We start from the raw sequence: 17,508 nt of genomic DNA, 5'->3' as shown, positions 1-17,508 counted from the left end.
TCGGCGGCCACAGTTCGTGTCCGGACAGTTATGGGAAAACGCTGACGCCGCTTGGGGACGGCAGGATTACCACGCGTGTGGTGCGTTGACCCAGATCGCTACGCATACCTCTTCGTAGCTGTTTTTGTACCAGTGGGGGATCTCTGAGGAGTACGTGATTGAGTCGCCCTCGTCCAGGCTGTAGCAGACGCCATCAAGGTAGACGTCCTTACGGCCGGAGATGATGTAGCAGAACTCCTCACCGCTGTGGGTAAAAGGTGTTGAACTGGTGTCGTGCCCTGGGGGCGTACTGATCCATTGGGCTTCGATGCCACCATTTACGTCCGGGGTGAGCAGTTCATGTTCTGCTCCGCCCACGGACTCGCGGGTGACGTTCTTCAGGCTGCGCCGCGCGGATCTGCGGACCACGGGGGACTTCGTTTGCTCCTGGCCGATGAAGAATCTCCCCACCGGGATATCCAGGCCGTGGGCCAGTTGCGCCAGGGTGGTGAAGGACGGGTTCGCCATGCCGCGTTCTATCTGGCTGACGATCGCTTGGCTGAGGCCGGTGATCTCCGAGAGCTTGGCGAGGGTCATGCCCTTTTCCTTGCGCATGGTGCGCACCTTGTTCCCGACAGTCGCCAGCAGGGCGCTGGTGGCGGGCGGGGCTTGGGTTGCGCTCTCGGTGGTCATCGCGAATCTTTCACTGGGTGATCTGACTCACATAACTATAGTGAAGATTTTTAGCGAGTCAACGGTTCTTCCTAAGTAAAGTGAAAAAATTTACAGAAGTGTGGGTTGGGTGCCAGAAAGCCTTTGGCGCGAACGGACACTTGGGGCCCCGATTTCCAAGCGCGAACTGGCACGAGATGACCTCAAATCCGAGTTTTGAGGGTATTACGTGCCGGTTCGCGCCGGAGAGTGGGCCTCAAGTGCCCGTTTACGCTTGGTCAGAGGGATGCGGTTCAGGTGAAGAAGTCCAGCACGGACCTGCCCTGCTCGCGGTCAACGAGTCATCCTAAATAGGGTGAACGTTGTACAGGAGTGCGGTCTAGGCGGGTGGGTGGCCCTCTCAGCCGCCCACCCGCACCTGGTGCTAGCCGAGCTCGCGCATCGGGTCGGGCCAGTTGCCCACTGTCGAGATGACGTGGGTGCGGTTGATCACAGCACTGTAGATGGACATAACGGTTTCTCCTGACTGAACGTGGTGTCCGCGCGCCGGTGGTGCGCGGGTGGGTCATGCTCTGCCGCGAAAAGGGCAGAGGTGACCTGTTCAGTCGGGTGAGGACCCTGGATCGAAGGAAGGACCGGCCGGCAGCGTCACGGCGCCGGACAGGTGTGGTCCACTGGTGGCTGTGGGGAGGAATGGCCAGGACCCGCCAAGGTCAGCCGCCCCCTCGGAGCCTCCGGCTGACCCGGAATTGGCCGTCCCGGCGCCATTGGCCAGGGCCGGGGGAATTCGCAGCGCAGGGTTTTGCGGCCCGTTTTTGGGGCCGGTAGGGCTTGCCGTTGCCTCCGGGGTGGAGGCCACGCCTGAGCGGTCCTGGGCCGGGCCGAAGACGAACCTCGGGGTGTTGGTGGCCGCCAGGCCCACCGGGCTGGCCGGTGTCGGGCTAACGCCCGCATTGCTGCCCTCCGCAACCGCGCTCGACGCCGGGAGGCTGGGTGCCGCCGTCGGCAGGGGGCCGGGTGCCGGCGTCGTAAGCGGTGGCTGGCCAGGCAGCGGCCGTATGCCAGGAACGGGCAGCAGATCGGGCACGGGCAGGGCTCCAGACAGGAGCGGCGGCAACTGCTCAGGCAGCGGCAGGACATCGGGGAGGGGAAGCGGGAGGGGCGCCTGTACCAGGGGCAGATCGGGAAGCCCGGGCACCAGGCCAGTAACGGTATCAACAGTGCCGGTGACCGTCGGCAGCGCGGGGGCTGCCAACGCGTTTGCGGCGGCCTCGGTCGAATCCGCCAGGGACGTTGCGGTTGCCAGTGCAGTTCCGCTTGAGCTCACCACGGCGGGAGGCGCCGGAACAGGACTGGGTTTCGCAAGAGCGGACGAAACGGGCTTCAGAAGGCCTCCCGCATCCGGGACGGGGCTTGCAGCGGTGGCTGTTCCCGCTCCCCACACGAGCTACGCCAAGGCGCTCAGGAGGGCCAACAAGACAGGTCGGGACGCGGAGCGGCAACGAGCCCGCAGTATCGCCCCCATCCGATCCCCCCATCGCCGATGGGCATCAGCGTACGCCTGGCCCCGGCCACCGTCCAGTATTAGTTTTCGCCGCCGTCGCGCACAAAGAAGCCGGTGCAGCTGGTCGCGGAACGCGGCAACTGCACCGGCGAGTAGGACGAAAATTCAGAACTTATTGATCATTTCTCATTCGCGGCTCCTGTTTCCCGGCTTGTCATTTCCGGGCTATTTCCTCTCGCCGGACATGTTCCTGGAGAACAGCCAGCCAGCAGCTATCATCGCCACGCCCAGCACCAGGTGGGTCCAGTTGTCAGCCATGTTGAACGACAGGAAGTTGGCCGCCGAGTCAACGCCGACACTGAGCCCGAAAATGCTGAGGATGATGTACAGCGCGCCTGCTCCGATGAGGAAGTTCCGTGCGCCATGCTCGGTCCGGGACATCGCCCAGCCCGTTGCGCCGATGGCCAGCTGCACAATATTGAGCAGCATGGACACCTGGAACAGCCCAAGGAACATTGCATGGGAATCAGGTCCCAGGAACATCAATTCGCTGTACTGGGTGGTGACGCCGGGGATAAAGCCCAGGGCACCCACCACCAACAACAGGATACCTACTCCCATGCCCGCATTCTGGACGTCTGCGCGCCCAAAATGAACGTGTGCATGTGGGGATGCGGTAGTCATTTTTTTCTGCCTCCAACCACTGATTGCGGACATTCCAATTTTACGGCGGCCCCGCGGAAAAAGCGCCGAATCAGGCCCGGATGGGGACATCTGCCCAGCAACATGAGCGACCCGGATGAGGCGCCCCGACAGTCTGAACGCCCGACGACAGCGCCATCACCGGCGGCGGCCGTCCCGCCGTCGTCGTCCGGTTCTTCGCCTGCTCAGCGCGGCGGACTACGAACTCTGGTGAGGCGCGTCTCGCAGGGGGAATCAGCCTGTCGAAGCCCGGTCCGGAGGCCCGGCCGTGACACCATGGGACACGATGAAACTGCGCGCTGATCAGACCGGAGACCGTGGCCTTCCCATGCCCTTGTGGCTGCAGGGAGGCCTCGAAACGGCGCAGGCTGCCATCATCTCCGCGCTCCTGGCCGTGGTTCCCATTGTGGCCGTGTGGGCCACCGCGGGCTTCCAGAACACCGCCTTTGATGCCCTGGCCCGCCTCGCCGGCCAAGGCTGGCTTCTGATTCACGGGGTGCCGCTGCAGCTCGCAGTCGTGTCCGGCGAGGCTGGTGCGGCCGGCAGTCCAGGCTCCGGCCTGCTGACCCTGGTGCCCCTCGGCCTGACCCTGATCCCGTTTTTGCTCGCCTGGCGTGCGGGGCGGCGCCTGGCCCGGGCCTCCTATACGGACCAACTGTGGCAGGCGCTGCTCGGGTCCTGGGTGGTCTACTCGGCGTTCGGCGCTGCCACCGGCTTTGTGTGCCGCACGGCCGACGTCGTCATTAACATCTGGTTGGCAATGCTCATCCCGCTCATCCCGTTCGCCCTCGGCATGGTGATCGGCGCCCGCCGCGAGGCAGGCTCGTGGAGCCGGCTGATCGGCGTCGACGCCGTCGACTGGATCTCGCGCACCAGCCAGCATTCCCGCTGGGCCGGCTCCTATCTGGGCTCCGCGGCGAAGGCGGGCTGTGTGGCTCTTCTGGCGGCTTTTGCGCTCGCCGGTGTGCTCCTGGCCGTGGACCTTTTTATCCACTGGAACCTGGTGATTGCTGTCTATGAAGCGCTCGACGCCGGCGCGGTAGGGGGTGCCGCCCTCACCATCGCGCAGCTTGGGTACCTGCCCAACCTTGTGGTTTTTGCGCTGGCCTGGGTCTCGGGCTCGGGCTTCGCCCTGGGCGTGGGCTCGCAGGTGGGGCCGCTGGGCACCGCCACCGGGCCGCTGCCGTCCATTCCCGTCTTCGCCGCTATCCCGTCAGGCCCGCTGGACTACGGGTTCGTGGCGCTGGTGCTGCCCGTTCTGGCGGGTATCCTGGCCGGCTGGTGGTTCCTGCGCGAAGGCGAAAACCACTTCGACGAGTGGCTCTCCATCAAGATTGACGCGCGCTGGTTCACCGCCACGGTGTCCACCCTTGCCCTCGGCGCGCTGGTCGGGGTGGTGTCCGGTCTGCTGGCCGCGGGCCTGGCCTGGCTGGCCCGTGGCTCGGCCGGGCTGGGACGCCTCACGGCCATCGGACCCGACCCCTTGTGGATGGGACTCTGGATTGCCGCGGAGGTGGGCATCGGCGTTGTGATCGGTTACGCAGCAGGACCGTGGCTGGAACGCCAGCAGCACGTGGATGAGGAAGCGGAACTGGCCCGCTGACGTTCGCGGCTGTTGCCGGCGTGGCTGCTTGTGCTGTGGCTGCTACCTGAGACCCGGCAGCGAGCTTTCCAGTTGGACCCGGCAATTGGAGAGCGCCTTGTCGGTGAGGGCCTCGCGTGAGCAAGTCTGGAAGTCCTGGACCTGGCGGAAAAACAGCGCCGTGGCCAGGATGACCAGCAGCATGATCAGCGATACCACCAGCCCCGAGATGGTGCCGAACAGGACCAGCTTGGACTCTTTGAGCCGGGCCGACCGGACCAGCAGAAGGATACCCAGCACAAAGCTCGCCGCGGTCAGGATGCCGGCGAGCCAGAGGTAGCTGACGTCGAGCTGGTAGACGAAGAAGGCGCCCAGCACGGTGACTATGAAGATCCGGAACAGGTTGCGGGTTTTGGTGAGCGAGTCCTTGGCGGCGTCGCTGAGCGGCTGTTTGGTCCGTTGCTGGCCAGCCGGTTCCGGGGTGTTGTTCATGTTTTCCAGCCTACGCGAGCGTGCCCATAAGCTAGACCCATGCGCATCGTAGTCCTCGTTTCCGGTACCGGGTCCAACCTCCAGTCAGTCATCGACGCCGTCAAGGCGGGGGAGCTGGACGTGGAAATCGCCGCGGTGGGCGCCGACCGGGAGGGGACCTACGGCGTCGAACGCTCCTCGGAAGCCGGGCTGGAGACGTTTGTGGTCAACTTCAACTCCTTCCCCACCCGTGATGAATGGGATGCCGCACTGACCGCCCGCGTGGCGTCCTACGCCCCGGACGTGGTGGTCTCCTCCGGCTTTATGCGTATCGTCAGCGCCGACTTCATCGCAGCCTTCCACGGCAAGTACCTCAACACCCACCCGGCCCTGCTGCCTGCATTCCCCGGCGCCCACGGCGTCCGCGATGCCATGGCCTACGGCGTGAAGGTCACCGGCTGCACGGTGCACTGGGCCGACGCCGGGGTGGACACCGGGCCCATCATCGCCCAGGAAGCCGTCACGATTGAACCGGGGGACACCGAGGAATCCCTGCACGAACGCATCAAGGTGGTGGAGCGCCGCCTCCTGGTCAACACCCTGGCCGCCCTCGCCGCTGCCGCCTAACCCCCTGATTTCTTGATGCTCTATCACTTAGGGTCGTTCTGAGTCCTCAGAACGACCCTAAGTGATAGAGCATTCAGGAGGGGCGACGGCGGGGCTACTCGAGGCGGCGCTGCTTGGTTTCGGGGGAGAAGAACGCCATCCACAGGACGGCCACCAGCACCAGCCCGCCGGCCAGGGCGAAGGACGTGGCCAGGCCGAGCTCGGGCCAGAAGTAGTTCGCAAATATCAGGGGCCCAAAACCAGCCCCCAGCCGCGAAAATGTTGATGCCCAGCCGAAACCCGTGCCGCGGAGCTCGGTGGGGTACAGCTCAGACACGTACGCGTAGAGCACGGGAATCGCTATCTGCACCACAAAGCCGAATACCAGCAGCCAGAAAACGGCTGCCGTGGGGATGTCCACCACAATCGCCACGATCACCAGGGTCAGCGCGGACAGCGGGCCGGTGATGGCCAGGATCCGTTTGCGGCCCACACGCTCCACCAGCAGCGCGGCCACAACAACACCCAAGAGCCCAACCGCGGCCATGGACGCCGTGGTCACAAACGCCTTGTAGTCGGCGAAGCCCGCGCCGATCAGGATCCGCGGCATCCATGTCAGGGACAGGTAGTAGACCAGCAGGATGCTGAAGAACAGGGCCCAGGCCGTGGCCGTGATCTTCCAGTTGAACTGCCACACCAGCCGCAGCTGGTGCCACGCGCTGCCGGCGGAGAGCCGCGGAACTTCCTGCGCGTCGGGCAGGCTGTAGGCCCGGGGTTCGGCGCCCGTTGCCGCCACGAGGTCGTCGATGACCTTGGCAGCTTCCTCGCGGCGCCCCTTGCGGATGAGGAACAGCGGCGACTCCGGAACGCTGCGCCGGACCCAGAACACCAGGAGCGCAGGCAGCACCATCACCAGCATGGTCAGCCGCCAGTCGCCGAACACTGCCACGAGGCCGGCGGATACAAAACCGGCAAGGGCCGCGCCCACCGGCCACCAGCCGTCCATCGCGGTGAGGACCTTCCCGCGCTGCTTGCGTGGTGTGAACTCACCCACCAGCGCGTAGTCCACCGGAATGCAGCCGCCCAGACCGAAGCCGGCCATAAAGCGGAACACGCAGAACCAGATGAAGTCGGGGGAGAAGGCGCCCAGGACCGTGAAGAGCGAGAAGATCAGCAGCGTGGCCGTAAACGCCTTCTTCCGCCCGATCGTGTCCGCGATGGTGCCCCACACAAACGCGCCCAGGGCCATGCCGATCAGGTTGGACGTACCCACCCAGGCCACTTCGCCGGGAGCCAGGGCCCAGTGCGTCGAGAGCAGCGGGATGAGGATGCCGTTAAGCGTCACGTCCCAGGCATCGAACATAAAGCCGAGGCCGCCGATCACGAAGATCCTGCCCTGGACTTTCCAGCGCCAGGGCAGTTCCTGGACCACCTGTTCGCCGCTGGGCACAGTGGTGTAAGTATTCATCGCAGCCTCCTGTGAAAACTCTAACCGTGCCCACTGACGTTCACACTGCCGCCGGCAAGCGGGGCAAACCGCACAACACGATAAACTGGGCCCATCCCCACCAACCGCGGCACTGTTCCGCGAGATCAGACGGAGACTTTTTGTGAGCGTCACGCAGCCTGACCGTGTATCCATCGACCGTGTTCCCATCCGCCGGGCGCTGATCTCGGTCTACGACAAGACCGGTCTGGAGGATCTCGCCAAGGGCCTGCACGCAGCCGGCGTGAAGATCGTCTCCACCGGTTCCACGGCCAAGAAGATCGCCGCGGCCGGTATCCCGGTCCAGGAAGTCGAAGAAGTCACCGGGTCTCCGGAAATGCTGGACGGCCGCGTCAAGACCCTGCACCCGCGCGTCCACGGCGGCATCCTGGCGGACCGCCGCGTCCCCGCGCACATGGAAACCCTCGCCGGCATGCAGATCGAAACCTTCGACCTGGTGGTGGTGAACCTCTACCCGTTCGTTGAGACCGTGAAGTCCGGCGCCGCGCAGGACGATGTCGTTGAGCAGATCGACATCGGCGGCCCCGCGATGGTGCGGTCGGCAGCGAAGAACCACGCCGCCGTCGCGATTGTTGTTGATCCCGCGTTCTACGGCTCCGTGGTCACCGCCGCCGCTGAGGGCGGCTTTGACCTGAAGACCCGACGCCGGCTGGCCGCCAAGGCCTTCGCCCACACCGCCTCCTACGACAACGCCGTGGCCACCTGGACTGCCAGCCAGTTCCTGGATGAAGACGGCGACGGCATCATCGACTGGCCTGCCTACGCCGGCCTGTCGCTGGAGCGCTCCGAGGTCCTCCGCTACGGCGAAAACCCGCACCAGCAGGCTGCGCTGTACGTGGACAAGGCAGCCCCGGCCGGGATCGCGCAGGCCGACCAGCTGCACGGCAAGGCCATGAGCTACAACAACTTCGTGGACGCCGACGCCGCCCTCCGCGCCGCGTTCGACTTCGCCGAGCCCGCCGTCGCCATCATCAAGCACGCCAACCCGTGCGGTGTCGCCGTTGGTTCCGCCTCGGCCGCAGACCCGATCGCCGACGCCCACGCCAAGGCCCACGCCTGCGACCCCGTTTCGGCCTTCGGTGGCGTCATCGCTGCCAACCGGACGGTCACCGCAGCCATGGCGCAGACCGTTGCCGGCATCTTCACCGAGGTTGTCATCGCCCCGGACTTCGAGCCGGCAGCCGTGGAGATCCTCGCCAAGAAGAAGAACATCCGCCTGCTGGCGCTGCCCGAGGGCTACGGCCGCTACCCGGCCGAAATGCGCCAGGTATCCGGCGGTGTCCTGGTCCAGATGAGCGACAAGGTGGACGCCGACGGCGATACCCCCGCCAACTGGACCCTCGCCGCCGGCGAAGCAGCTGACGAAAACACGCTCGCGGACCTCGCCTTCGCCTGGACCGCCTGCCGTGCCGCCAAATCCAATGCCATCCTGATCGCCGATCACGGCGCAGCCGTGGGCATCGGCATGGGCCAGGTCAACCGGCTGGACTCCTGCCGCCTGGCCGTCGAGCGTGCCAACACGCTGGGCGTTTCGGTGGAGTCCGACGTCGAAGGTGCTGGCGGTGCGGCTGGCCCGTCGACAGCAGAGGCGAGCGTTGCACCCGAGCGCGCCCGCGGCGCCGTCGCAGCCTCCGACGCGTTCTTCCCGTTCGCTGACGGCCTGCAGATCCTGATCGACGCCGGCGTCCGCGCCGTGGTCCAGCCCGGTGGTTCCGTCCGGGACGAGGAAGTCGTCGCCGCGGCCAACGCGGCCGGCATCACCATGTACTTCACGGGTGCCCGCCACTTCTTCCACTAATCCCCACCGGCTCCCTAACCTCGCAAGCTCGGTCAGGGGACCCTGCCGGCGTGGGCCCACCCACCGGCTCCCTAAGCTCGGTCAGGGGACCCTGCCGGCGTGGGCCCAGGGTTAAACGTCGACGGCGCCTGTCCCCGAAGAGGGGACAGGCGCCGTCGGGCCTTAACGGGCAGCCAGGAAGGACGTGGTGCCGGGTCCGCGCCCCGCTGCATGAGGCGCGGACCCCCTTCCGGAAGCCGAAGCTCCCGGGGCTTTGCAGCGGCCATTCGCTGTTTGGTCCAGTACTCGAGGATCTCCTCGCGGGGCTGGCCCGATTTGCTGTGGCTGACGGATCCGTTCCCGGATGCCTCGTCCGGCGAGGTTTTCCTAGGCTGCTGCGGCACTGTCGTAGGTCGCTTTGATGACGCTGCCCCAGTACGGGCCGTACATCACGGGCTTCGGGCTGTAGCCGTAACTGTTGACGGAGTTCTGGAAGCCGTCGGAGCCGCTGCCGATGAACCACGGGCCGCCTGAAGAGCCGCCGGTCATGTCGCAGGGGATGCCCTGCGTGCCGAACTGCGGGTTGGTCTTGTCATTGGTGGCGGTGCCGGTGCAGCTCCAGAGCCGCTCGCCGTTAAAGGGCTGGGCGGCGGGGTAGCCGTAGGCGGTGTACTGCAGGCCGCGGTCTTCATTGAATGCCACGCCTGAGCCGCCGACGACATCCTCCAGCAGTGCGCCGTCCTCCCTCGGGTCCATCACGGCAAAGCCGGTGTCGTAGCTGATGTCCCTACCCGCGCTCCACTGGGTGGGCGTGAAGTACTCGTCGGCGGTCCACGCACCATAGGGGGCCACCCCGTCCTTGTACTTAGGGACAAAAACGAAGTTGGTGGCGAACGAGCCGGGACCCTCGTTGAGGCAGTGTCCGGCCGTGGCAACTGTGCTCTTGTTCGACGCCGACACGACGTTTCCGGAGCAGACGTAATTTTGGCCGCCGAGGGTGAAGAACACCTTGCCGATGTGGGCTACAGGGCTTGCAGGCTGAGAGAGTGAGGGCTTGCCCGTGGTGCCCGCCACCTTGGTTTTAGGTCCCTTCAGCACGCTCGCCGCGCTGGAAGAGCTGCCGCGCTCCAGCGCCTTGCTTGCGAGGACATCGCCGGGAATCGCCGCGCGCATGCGGTCTGATGTCCAGTAGTCTGCCGCGCCGGTGCTGTCCGCCGTTGCGCGGGCAACCGAAGGTACTGCCTTATCGTCCGACGCCGATGGGGCAGCGTTGGCGCCCCCGGCGCCAACCAGCGCGATTATGGCAGCTGCCGAAAGGCTCAGGAAGCTGGCAGCCAGGGAGCTGGTTCGCGTCATTGTTGTCCTGTCTAAAACGGGTGTGAGGGGGTCCGGGACGGCCCGCCGCGTGACTCCTCGAACCTATCGACGTATGACAAATTTGTAAATAGTAGTGACGCCTCGGGTATGGTCGCGGGCAGGCGTTCATGATCGCTCGCTGGTGCGCCGCTCTGGCAAAAACGGCCGCCAAAGGGTACTTTTCTCTATACAGTTACACGTCCGATCTGGGCTCCGGACTCTCAGCGAATTGGGGTCCCGTCGTGATTGCTTTCAGGAAGTCCGCCAAAAGGTCCGCCGTCATCGGCCGGCATGTTACAGCTGACGCCGGTGGCCGAAGTGCTGCCCCGGATGTTGAGGCCTACGCCGCAGCCCTTCAGTTGCGCGACGTTGATCCGGTCCACTCGTTCACAGCAACGGAGGAATTGCGGCGCCAGGACCCCAAGTACGTGCAGCTCTGGCCCAGTGACATACCCCACAAGAGGCGCTGACCTGATCCTCACCTGCGCCGGTGGCTCCCGGAGGTAAAGCGCGACGGCGGCTGGCGGCCCGGGGTGCGCACCGCCGTCGGGCGTTCTCCCATGCCCCAATCCGCTGTAATGCAAGGGCCGTCCGGCCGCCCCGGTACGGTTCAAGGCCGTGTCCTCAGGTAAGTTAGGGGGTGGTGAAATAGAACAAATTTCCAAAAAATCAGCCGACCTCCAGGGAGACGCCCGCGCATGTCCAAGATTATCTATACCCACACCGACGAAGCGCCGATGCTGGCTACTTATTCGTTCTTGCCGATCATCGAGGCGTTTGCTTCGACCGCAGGTGTGGAGGTGGAGACCCGTGACATTTCGCTCGCAGGCCGCATCATCTCCGTGTTCGGTGACTACCTCACCCCGGAACAGCAGATCGGCGATGCCCTTGCTGAACTGGGTGAGCTGGCAAAGACGCCGGACGCCAACATCATCAAACTGCCCAACATCAGCGCTTCCATCCCGCAGCTGAAGGCCGCCGTCGCCGAGCTCCAGGGCCAGGCCTACAACCTGCCGGATTACCCGGACAACCCCTCCTCGGACGAGGAAACGGCCGTCCGCTCCCGCTACGACAAGATCAAGGGCTCCGCTGTGAACCCGGTCCTGCGCGAGGGAAACTCGGACCGCCGTGCACCGCTGTCCGTCAAGAACTACGCCCGCCAGAACCCGCACTCCATGGGTGCCTGGTCCGCGGATTCCAAGACCAACGTTGCGCACATGACGGCTGACGACTTCCGCGCGAACGAGAAGTCCGTGGTCATCGAGTCCGACGGCACCATCGCCCTCCAGCTGGTCCGCGAAGACGGCTCGGTCAAGGTCCTGAAGAAGGCCTTCCCGGTGCTGGCCGGCGAGGTCATCGACGGCACGGTTATGCGCGCCGCGGCGCTGGACGAGTTCCTGGCAGCCCAGGTAGTCCGCGCCAAGGAAGAGGGCGTCCTGTTCTCAGCGCACCTGAAGGCCACCATGATGAAGGTCTCGGACCCCATCATCTTCGGCCACGTGGTGAAGGCCTACTTCTCCGAACTGTTCGAGACCTATGGCAAGCAGCTCACCGCCGCGGGCCTGAGCCCCAACAACGGCCTGGCCGCCATCCTGAGCGGCCTCGAGGAGCTTCCGGAGGACGTCCGTGAAGGCGTGAAGGCGCTCATCCAGAAGGGCCTGGAGGACGGCCCGGCCCTGGCGATGGTGGACTCGGACAAGGGCATCACCAGCCTCAACGTGCCCTCCGACATCATCGTGGACGCTTCCATGCCCGCCATGATCCGGTCCTCCGGCCACATGTGGGGCCCGGACGGCCAGGAAGCCGACACCTTGGCGGTCCTCCCGGACAGCTCCTACGCCGGCATCTACCAGGTTGTTCTGGACGACTGCCGCGCACACGGCGCCTTCGACCCCACCACCATGGGCACCGTCCCGAACGTAGGCCTGATGGCCCAGGCCGCCGAGGAATACGGCAGCCACGACAAGACGTTCGAGATCCAGGAAGCCGGCACCGTGCAGATCGTGGACGGTTCCGGCGCTGTGCTGATCGAACACGAAGTCGCCCCAGGTGACATCTGGCGCGCCTGCCAGACCAAGGATGCCCCCATCCGCGACTGGGTCAAGCTGGCCGTCACCCGCGCCCGCGCCTCCAAGACGCCCGCAGTGTTCTGGCTGGACGAGACCCGCGCGCACGACACCAATCTCATCGCCAAGGTCAACGAATACCTCAAGGACCACGACACCGAGGGCCTGCAGATCGAGATCATGTCCCCGGTGAAGGCAACTGCCTTCACCCTGGAGCGCATCCGCAAGGGCGAGGACACCATCTCCGTCTCCGGCAACGTGCTCCGCGACTACCTCACGGACCTGTTCCCCATCCTCGAACTGGGCACCAGCGCCAAGATGCTGTCGGTTGTACCGCTGATGAACGGTGGCGGCCTCTTCGAGACCGGCGCCGGCGGATCTGCTCCCAAGCACGTCCAGCAGCTGCTCAAGGAAAACCACCTGCGCTGGGACAGCCTGGGTGAATTCCTGGCTCTGGCCGTCAGCTTCGAGCACCTGGCCACCACCACGAACAACGCCCGCGCCCAGGTCCTGGCAGACACCCTGGACAAGGCGACGGGAACCTTCCTGCTGGAAAACAAGTCCCCGAGCCGCCGCGCGGGCGAGCTGGACAACCGTGGCAGCCACTACTTCCTCGCCCGCTACTGGGCTGAGGAACTGGCCAAGCAGACCGAGGACGCGGAGCTGGCGGCATCGTTCGCGGCTGTGGCCAAGGAGCTTTCCTCCAACGAGGACACCATCGTCGGCGAGCTTGCCGCGGTCCAGGGCTCAGCGGTGGACGTCGGCGGTTACTACCGTCCGGATGAGGCCAAGGCCTCGGCCGTGATGCGTCCGTCCGCCACGCTGAACAAGGTCATTGCGACCCTGAACTAAGCGGAACCGAAGCTAAGAGGCGGCGCCCCGCGAAACCGGGGCGCCGCCTTTTTCGTCTAGTCGACGGGACCGAATGAAGCACGGGTGGGTTAATACGTGATGTGCCGTCCGTCTGCCCGTCAGTCGTCGTCCTTGCCTTTGCCTCTATTTCCCTTGTCGTATGTGGGCGCGGGAGATACCGGCGCGGTGACCGCTTTCTGGGCCGCATCGGCGTCTGCCTGCTTTTGCGCAGCGGCCGCGTCCTCTGCGGCCTTCGCTGCTGCGGCGTCGGCTACGGCCTTGGCCGCCGTCAGGTCTGCCCGGACGGCAGTGGCGGCCGTCGTGATGCGGCGCCGGCGTTCCTCGGAAACCTGCCCGGTCCCCGCACCGGACGCGAGGTCGGCCTCGAGGCTATCCAAAGCTGCCAATCCGCCAGCGGGGTCATTATTCGCGGAGGCCTGGGTGACGCGGAGGACTCGTTCCTGGAGTTGTCGGGCGGCATCACGTTGAAGGCCGGTCTCAGCCGGACCGCACGCTGCCATTGAACCGGCGAGCAGAAATGCTGCTGCCGCTGTCAGGCATTTGGCAGCGGCCGAACGCCCGCGGTGCTTCGGTGCAGGGCTCATGGTTCCACGCTCTCCTGAAGTTCCTTGAGGTGGTCGCCCAAGGTGCCGTTGACGGCGGGGTAAGGAACGACGTCGGGCGTAGGCTGAGGTGCCAGGCTCAAGGTCAGCGCCCCCACGGCTGCTCCAGCGGCGAGCACGCCCAGTGCGGTGACAGTCCAGAACCGCCTTCCGGTGTGGCGGAGACGAGACAAGTCCGGGACCCAGCTCCGCGCGTCAGGACCGCGGGTGATGTCCAGCTTGCCCTTGCTGGACCGGACTACAGGCAGATCTGATTCCGCGGTGATGGCGATGGACGGCGGCCTGAACGGCATAGCCGGGAGTACGCGGGTTATCTCCGGCGCGAGCTCGCCCGGTGCGGACACGGGTGACACCAGGGCCTGACGCAGAACGGATTCAACGTCGGACGCTACGGGACGTTCCAGCGGTTCGATGGCAGTCATGGAACGGATCAGATCAGCCCACTCCGCCGGAAGGTCAGCGGGAATCTCGGGTGCCCGGTGCAACCTGGCAACTGCGGATTCCACGGCGCTGCCCGGGAACTCAACGGTTTGCTTGACGCATTCCAGCAGTACCAGACCCAGCGAGTAGATATCAGTGGCGGGCGACAGGGGAGAACCCATGGCCTGCTCCGGACTGAGATATGCGGCCGTCCCCACCATGGTTCCCGTGGCGGTCAGCCGGGCTGAATCCGCCATCCTGGCGATGCCAAAATCCGTGAGTTTGGGTCGTAGAGGTTCGCCCGGACGGATCTGTACGAGCAGGATGTTCCCGGGCTTGATGTCGCGGTGGATGATGCCGAGGCTGTGCACGTAGGCCAGCGCGTCGGCGACACCGGCCCCGATGACTGCAAGCTCGTCCAAGGGAACTGCACTGTGCCTGATCCGGCTGCGGAGGTCCTGGCCCTCCACCAGCTCCATCGTCAGGAACGGCCGAGGTTCGTCCAGGACACGGGTATCGATGCCTGCATCGAACAGCGTGACCAGGCTGGGATGGTTGAGTGTTGCCAGCAGTTGGATTTCGGATTCCTGGCGCCTGAGCTCATTGGCATCCGGTGCCTGTGGGGCAAAGAGCTTCAGGGCGATATCCCTGCCCAGGTTTTCGTCCCGGGCGCGGTAGACGGATGACATGCCGCCGCGGCCGATTATGTCCGCCAGCCGGTAGCGTCCGCCGAGCGTTTCATTCTTAATGGAGCTAGGCGAATCCGCCACCATGACCAGTTCCTCCCGGTGCGCTGCGGCACTATTCCTGCTCAATAATACCGGCCGGTAGGGCATCCTTTGAGCCGTCTGCCGGCACGCCGGCGGCCCGGCCGAGAAGTGATTGGGACTTTCTCAGCCGGACCTCCGGTCACAAGGACAAGTGCTGGTGGTTGAGCTCTCCGGTGGCCACCTCCTATCGGAACTGTTGGCTAGGCCGCGAACGGCGGAGCCGGTGCGTTGACGGTCTTAGCCGTCGCAGTCCGCTGAGTGCGGAGTCCGCTAGGCCTTCCGGCGCCGCTTGAGCATCAGCAGTCCGGCAAGCAGCAGGATGACGGCGAGAGGGATCAGTGAAGCATCCATGCCCGTCTTGGCCAAGGTGGCGGTGCCGCCCTGAGCTGAGGTGTTGCCCATGGTGTTTTCTGCGGAAGATACCGAGCCGGAGGTGGTGCCGGCGGGAACAACAGTGATACCGGTCGTGCCAGCCCCCGTGGTGCCGGTAGTTCCGGATCCCGGATCGGTGGTGCCGGTAGTCCCGGTTCCCGGATCGGTGGTGCCGGTAGTTCCGGTACCTGGATCCGTGCTGTCCGTGTCACCCGTCGTGCCGGTTCCCGGGTCCGTTGTGTCCGTACCGGGCATTTCCGTACCGGGGGTTTCAGTACCTGGGGTTCCACAGCCATCGGTGCCGCCGCCGATGATGACGCATGCATCAATAGCAACATTCGCGCCGTCAAGAACGCCGGACGTGCCCAGGCCGAGGTTGATATCGGCCGCTGCGGCGACCGCGGTGGTGCTGTCAGCGCCGCTGCCGTTGGTGTTGCCGAGGAGGTTGTCTCCGAGGTTGAGGTCTACTACGGCGGCGACGTCGGCGGTGGCGTTGGTGGTGCCGTTCCCGTTGGTGTTGTCTCCGAGGTTGACGTCGACGATTGCGGCTACGTCAGCGGCGGTGCCACTGTCGTTTGTACCGCCGAGGATGCCATCACCGAGGCCGAGGTTGATATCGACGGCGGTGGTGCTGTCGCTGCCGTTGCCGTTGGTGGTGCCGAGGAGGTTGTCTCCGAGGTTGACGTCCACGACGGCGGCGAGGTCAGCGGTGGTGCTGTCAGTGCCGCCGCTGTTGGTGCTGCCGAGGAGGCCGTTGCCGAGACCGAGGTTGACGTCGACGATTGCGGCTACGTCAGCGGTGGTGCCGCTGCCGTTCGTGCTGCCGAGGAGGTTGTCTCCGAGGTTGACGTCCACGACGGCGGCGACGGCGGTGGTGCTGCCGGTGCCGGTGCTGTTGGTGTTGCCGAGGAGGTTGTCTCCGAGGTTGACGTCCGCGACGGCGGCGACGTCAGCGGTGGTGCTGTCAGTGCCGCCGCCGTTGGTGCTGCCGAGAAGGCCGTTGCCAAGGCCGAGGCTGACGTCGACCACAGCGGCGACGTCAGCAGTGTCCGACTGCGTTGAGCCACCCAGCAGGCCCAACGACGTCGCATCTGCGGACGTCGCCGCTGAGACCAGTGCGGAGGCCGTGAGGTCCGGTCCGCTGGTTGTGTCCGCGGCGCTGGCCGCGGTGGCGCCGAAGGCTAGTAGCCCGCCGGCAAAGAGGGTGCTAAGCAGCCCCCTACGAAGGTTGCAATTCATGGTGATGTCTCCTGAAGAGTTGATTTGGGGCGCTGTTCAGCGCCTTGAGGCCGTGTTCTACCCATGAATAAGGGCAGGGGGGCTCAACTAGTCAGGAGAAGAACCGGGGTCGAATGACACCGGCGAAGGGGCATGCTGAGATGATCCTCTGACCGGGAAGGATCCCGGGAGCGGCAGGTCAAAACCGAACTCATTCAGCCAGGCAGCAGAGCCTGAGGGGCCGGATGGCGAGGCGCCACCCCCTGCCCCAGATGCAGGTCCTGCCGGGGCTGGAGCCGGAGGCATGGACGGATCGACTGTCCACGTATTTCCGGGCGCGGCCGGGAGCGTTCGTGCGCTGGTCTTGGCCAGCGCGGACGACGTGCCAGTGGCGGCCCGAAAGTGGTCTGCAGTGTTGGTGGAGCGGCCCGGCGCATCATCGGTGCTGTGCTCAGCACCTGCAGTTGGTCCCGCGGCGGCATCCGTGCTGGTGGAGGCCTCACCGGCGACGGCAATCCCGTCAACGATCAGGTCGGGCAGCGTGACCGGCACGGCCGCCACGGTTGCATCCACCAGATCGACCAGGGGCTGCAGCACGGGTTCAAGAACGGGGACCGATTCAGCGAGTGGCGGAGCGACGGTCTCGATCAGGTCAACGGCAGCCTTATCGACCACTCCGGCAACCGGGACGGCCACGGAAGTGACGGTGCCCGCCGGAACCACGCTGTTCACTACGGGTAATGGGGCTATCAGGTGGTCGGCCGTGCCTGCCACCCTGCCTACTACGGGCTGCAGGAGTCCGTTGGGAGAAGGAGCCGGGGACGCGGCCTCAAGAATGGGAGAGACAGCACCGGACAACGGCGCAGCCAGGGACGAAACCGATGAAGAGAGGCCACCGAGAAGGGATCCTGAATCTCTCGAAGAGTCTGCTGTTGCGGCTGAAGCGGAAAGTGTCAGCCAAGTGGCAGTCACTGCACCTGCGAGGAGAAGCGGCCGGAGCGCACGCCACGGCGAACGGAATTTAGCCATGC

The 17,508-nt window shown here is 65.4% G+C and carries 15 protein-coding genes; 5 read left to right on the top strand and 10 right to left on the bottom strand.

The window, feature by feature from the left end:
* Positions 1-66 precede the first annotated feature (66 nt).
* The 3 genes from MUN23_RS03035 to MUN23_RS03025 form a co-directional block, all read right to left on the bottom strand.
* A complete protein-coding gene (locus MUN23_RS03035; protein WP_248762039.1) occupies positions 67-672 on the bottom strand; it encodes a helix-turn-helix domain-containing protein in 606 nt (201 codons plus the stop codon).
* A gap of 580 nt (positions 673-1,252) precedes the next feature.
* Positions 1,253-1,981 (bottom strand): hypothetical protein, encoded by a 729-nt coding sequence (locus MUN23_RS03030; protein ID WP_248762038.1) that lies wholly within the window; start codon positions 1,979-1,981, stop codon positions 1,253-1,255.
* 399 nt (positions 1,982-2,380) lie between these two features.
* Positions 2,381-2,839 (bottom strand): DUF4383 domain-containing protein, encoded by a 459-nt coding sequence (locus MUN23_RS03025; protein ID WP_056347206.1) that lies wholly within the window; start codon positions 2,837-2,839, stop codon positions 2,381-2,383.
* Positions 2,840-3,143: 304 nt separating this feature from the next.
* Between MUN23_RS03025 and MUN23_RS03020 the strand changes: the two genes are divergently transcribed.
* Entirely contained in the window at positions 3,144-4,460 is a 1,317-nt protein-coding gene (locus MUN23_RS03020; protein WP_248762037.1) for a DUF6350 family protein, read from the top strand.
* A 42-nt stretch (positions 4,461-4,502) separates the two neighbouring features.
* Here MUN23_RS03020 and MUN23_RS03015 read toward each other — a convergent pair whose 3' ends face one another.
* Complete coding sequence (locus MUN23_RS03015; RefSeq protein ID WP_248762036.1) at positions 4,503-4,931, bottom strand: hypothetical protein; 429 nt, start codon at positions 4,929-4,931, stop codon at positions 4,503-4,505.
* Between the two features lie 39 nt (positions 4,932-4,970).
* On the opposite strand from MUN23_RS03015, the gene purN reads away from it, so the two are divergent.
* Positions 4,971-5,537, top strand: coding sequence for a phosphoribosylglycinamide formyltransferase (purN, locus tag MUN23_RS03010; protein WP_248762035.1), 567 nt, complete (start codon positions 4,971-4,973; stop codon positions 5,535-5,537).
* 94 nt (positions 5,538-5,631) lie between these two features.
* On the opposite strand, the gene MUN23_RS03005 is transcribed toward purN, so the two are convergent.
* Positions 5,632-6,984 (bottom strand): MFS transporter, encoded by a 1,353-nt coding sequence (locus MUN23_RS03005; RefSeq protein ID WP_248762034.1) that lies wholly within the window; start codon positions 6,982-6,984, stop codon positions 5,632-5,634.
* A 142-nt stretch (positions 6,985-7,126) separates the two neighbouring features.
* Between MUN23_RS03005 and purH the strand changes: the two genes are divergently transcribed.
* On the top strand, positions 7,127-8,821 hold the full coding sequence (gene purH, locus MUN23_RS03000; protein ID WP_248762033.1) for a bifunctional phosphoribosylaminoimidazolecarboxamide formyltransferase/IMP cyclohydrolase: 1,695 nt from the start codon (positions 7,127-7,129) through the stop codon (positions 8,819-8,821).
* Positions 8,822-9,187: 366 nt separating this feature from the next.
* Here the strand turns inward: purH and MUN23_RS02995 are convergent, their stop codons facing one another.
* Positions 9,188-10,156 carry a serine protease gene (locus MUN23_RS02995; protein WP_248762032.1) on the bottom strand — a complete coding sequence of 323 codons (969 nt, stop codon included), beginning with the start codon at positions 10,154-10,156 and terminating at the stop codon, positions 9,188-9,190.
* A 242-nt stretch (positions 10,157-10,398) separates the two neighbouring features.
* Here MUN23_RS02995 and MUN23_RS02990 point away from each other — a divergent pair, with 242 nt between their 5' ends.
* Entirely contained in the window at positions 10,399-10,626 is a 228-nt protein-coding gene (locus tag MUN23_RS02990; RefSeq protein WP_248762031.1) for a hypothetical protein, read from the top strand.
* A 228-nt stretch (positions 10,627-10,854) separates the two neighbouring features.
* A complete protein-coding gene (locus tag MUN23_RS02985) occupies positions 10,855-13,074 on the top strand; it encodes an NADP-dependent isocitrate dehydrogenase (protein WP_248762030.1) in 2,220 nt (739 codons plus the stop codon).
* A 119-nt stretch (positions 13,075-13,193) separates the two neighbouring features.
* Here MUN23_RS02985 and MUN23_RS02980 read toward each other — a convergent pair whose 3' ends face one another.
* The 4 genes from MUN23_RS02980 to MUN23_RS02965 all read right to left on the bottom strand — a co-directional run bounded on the left by MUN23_RS02980 (position 13,194) and on the right by MUN23_RS02965 (position 17,209).
* Complete coding sequence (locus MUN23_RS02980; RefSeq protein WP_248762029.1) at positions 13,194-13,679, bottom strand: hypothetical protein; 486 nt, start codon at positions 13,677-13,679, stop codon at positions 13,194-13,196.
* On the bottom strand, positions 13,676-14,890 hold the full coding sequence (locus tag MUN23_RS02975; protein ID WP_248763975.1) for a serine/threonine-protein kinase: 1,215 nt from the start codon (positions 14,888-14,890) through the stop codon (positions 13,676-13,678). Before MUN23_RS02975 ends, MUN23_RS02980 begins: the two co-directional genes overlap by 4 nt.
* Before the next feature lie 267 nt (positions 14,891-15,157).
* The gene (locus MUN23_RS02970) at positions 15,158-16,498 is read right to left on the bottom strand and encodes an LPXTG cell wall anchor domain-containing protein (protein WP_248762028.1); all 1,341 of its coding nucleotides are present in this window, start codon (positions 16,496-16,498) and stop codon (positions 15,158-15,160) included.
* An 87-nt stretch (positions 16,499-16,585) separates the two neighbouring features.
* Positions 16,586-17,209 carry a hypothetical protein gene (locus MUN23_RS02965; protein ID WP_248762027.1) on the bottom strand — a complete coding sequence of 208 codons (624 nt, stop codon included), beginning with the start codon at positions 17,207-17,209 and terminating at the stop codon, positions 16,586-16,588.
* Positions 17,210-17,508: the final 299 nt, after the last annotated feature.

This window comes from Pseudarthrobacter sp. SSS035, assembly GCF_023273875.1.
In the GTDB taxonomy this organism is placed as follows: Bacteria; Actinomycetota; Actinomycetes; order Actinomycetales; family Micrococcaceae; genus Arthrobacter.
The sequence above is the reverse complement of the archived record's forward strand: the minus strand, read 5'-3'. Positions and strand labels throughout refer to the sequence as shown.

What these genes read in the sequence shown, in the direction of transcription:
- MUN23_RS03020 (WP_248762037.1), top strand. Translation starts at nt 3,144, where the DNA reads ATGAAACTGCGCGCTGATCAGACCGGAGACCGTGGCCTTCCCATGCCC.
- MUN23_RS02995 (WP_248762032.1), bottom strand. Translation starts at nt 10,156, where the DNA reads ATGACGCGAACCAGCTCCCTGGCTGCCAGCTTCCTGAGCCTTTCGGCA.
- MUN23_RS03015 (WP_248762036.1), bottom strand. Translation starts at nt 4,931, where the DNA reads ATGAACAACACCCCGGAACCGGCTGGCCAGCAACGGACCAAACAGCCG.
- MUN23_RS02985 (WP_248762030.1), top strand. Translation starts at nt 10,855, where the DNA reads ATGTCCAAGATTATCTATACCCACACCGACGAAGCGCCGATGCTGGCT.
- MUN23_RS03005 (WP_248762034.1), bottom strand. Translation starts at nt 6,984, where the DNA reads ATGAATACTTACACCACTGTGCCCAGCGGCGAACAGGTGGTCCAGGAA.
- MUN23_RS02975 (WP_248763975.1), bottom strand. Translation starts at nt 14,890, where the DNA reads ATGGTGGCGGATTCGCCTAGCTCCATTAAGAATGAAACGCTCGGCGGA.
- MUN23_RS03035 (WP_248762039.1), bottom strand. Translation starts at nt 672, where the DNA reads ATGACCACCGAGAGCGCAACCCAAGCCCCGCCCGCCACCAGCGCCCTG.
- purN (WP_248762035.1), top strand. Translation starts at nt 4,971, where the DNA reads ATGCGCATCGTAGTCCTCGTTTCCGGTACCGGGTCCAACCTCCAGTCA.
- MUN23_RS02980 (WP_248762029.1), bottom strand. Translation starts at nt 13,679, where the DNA reads ATGAGCCCTGCACCGAAGCACCGCGGGCGTTCGGCCGCTGCCAAATGC.
- MUN23_RS02970 (WP_248762028.1), bottom strand. Translation starts at nt 16,498, where the DNA reads ATGAATTGCAACCTTCGTAGGGGGCTGCTTAGCACCCTCTTTGCCGGC.
- MUN23_RS03025 (WP_056347206.1), bottom strand. Translation starts at nt 2,839, where the DNA reads ATGACTACCGCATCCCCACATGCACACGTTCATTTTGGGCGCGCAGAC.